This is a genomic window from Mesorhizobium sp. M7A.F.Ca.CA.002.09.1.1 (genome assembly GCF_003998555.1).
Lineage (GTDB): Bacteria > Pseudomonadota > Alphaproteobacteria > Rhizobiales > Rhizobiaceae > Mesorhizobium > Mesorhizobium ciceri.
Window position 1 is genome coordinate 1 of the sequence record NZ_RZRR01001423.1, and the last position, 791, is coordinate 791.

Annotated in this window: 1 protein-coding gene and 1 pseudogene; one reads left to right on the forward strand and one right to left on the reverse strand. The window is 64.9% G+C overall.

Annotation, left to right across the window (positions count from 1 at the left end; translation table 11 throughout):
• A pseudogene (locus EN994_RS33710) lies at positions 1 to 389 on the forward strand (gfo/Idh/MocA family oxidoreductase); the annotation flags it as partial.
• Between the two features lie 100 nt (positions 390 to 489).
• On the opposite strand, the gene EN994_RS33715 reads toward EN994_RS33710, so the two are convergent.
• On the reverse strand, positions 490 to 791 hold a 302-nt coding region (locus EN994_RS33715), incomplete at its 5' end, for a chlorophyllide reductase (RefSeq protein ID WP_127308270.1).

The window sequence follows — 791 nt, forward strand, 5'->3', positions numbered from 1 at the left end:
ATATCCGGCCGGCCATGTGCATCTCCTCGGCGGTGCTCGACTTTCCCGAAAACCGCGCCTCCCCGGTTGCCGCGCGCGTCACCTTCCGCACCTCGAATGGCCTGCCGGTGACGATGGACCTCGACTGGCTGCAGACAGGCCCGCAAAGCTGGGACATCCTGGCCGACACCGACAAGGGCGCCATGGCGCTGTCGGGCGGCGGCTCGAAGCCCGCCATCGATGGCAAGCTCATTCACGAAGAGCCGGAAGCGGAATATCCGATGCTCTACAAGCGCTTCGCCGAGATCGTGCGCGCCGGCGTTTCCGATGTCGATCTGGCCCCGCTCCAGCATGTCGCTGACGCCTTCATGCTCGGCAAGCGCAACGTAGTCGAGGCGTTTTTCGATTGAGCTCTGGAACCGCACTCGCTGATCGCGCGCGGGGGTCGCAGGTTGGGAATAGTCGCGCGACAGGATTGTCGCGCGACTGAGAACCAGCGGATCGCCAGGCTCAATTCCTGGTCCTGCAACCGGCACGCTTGACCATGTCGGCAATGATCAGTGGCGTCGCCGGTGTCTGAGACCAGTTACCCTGACGAGGGGCGCCCGCTTCAAGGGCGGCGCGCACCGCTCGTGTATCCAGGCCGAAAGAACTCTTGCAGGAAACGAGGCCGCCATTGCCGATCGTGTCGGCGATCACGCCGGCGGCTTCGCCAACCCCGGCGACATAGGCGACCAGCGTTTGCCTGGCGACCGGGCTGGTGTCGGCCTTGTCGAGCATTTCCATCACCTGCCCCACCGATATCCGGCCTG